This window comes from Vibrio sp. 970 (assembly GCF_033339075.1).
In genome coordinates this window covers 1-568 of sequence record NZ_JAWOTW010000630.1, presented here as the reverse complement: position 1 = coordinate 568, position 568 = coordinate 1, and the positions used below count along the sequence as shown (strand labels likewise).

The 568-nt window shown below is 49.5% G+C and carries 1 protein-coding gene; it reads left to right on the top strand.

Annotation, left to right across the window (positions count from 1 at the left end):
* Positions 1–241 precede the first annotated feature (241 nt).
* Positions 242–568, top strand: a 327-nt coding sequence (locus R7Q11_RS29900; RefSeq protein WP_225467240.1) for an MbeB family mobilization protein, incomplete at its 3' end; no start/stop codon positions are given.

Sequence of the window (568 nt, the reverse complement as noted above, 5' to 3'; positions counted from 1 at the left end):
GATCCGATTAACAAACGTGAATTGACCACTCCACGCAATCTCCCAGCCTCCAAACAAGAAGCCGCGAGAGCTATCACAGACGGATTGTTATCTCTCGCAGGCAACGGCGAGTTACGCACTCGACAAGATGTGGTAAATGCCCTTGAGGGCGCAGGTTTCACCGTGGCAAGGCAGACCTCAAAAAGTCTCTCGATTGCCGATCCTGATGGTGGACGGAATATTCGATTGAAAGGGCAGATTTATGAGCAAGATTTTAAATTTGGCGCAGGACTTCGAGAAGAAATCGAAGCAGCAAGCGCTCGATACAGAGCAGCATCTCAAGAGCGAATTCGAGAGGCACGTGAGGGTTATCGAACAGGCGTTGAGATCAAGCGAGCAGAAAATCAAAGGCGATATAAACGCCCAGAATCGACGCATGAGCGTGTTAGTGCTGAAAAGTTGGGCGTGGCTAGGGTTGACTATCTTTCTCGTGATAGTGGCGTGCTCAAGCGTGATTTGGTGGCAAGGGAGCATGATTCTAGCGAACCAATTAGAGATCAATCAGCAGAGTGCCACGATAAAACAGCTC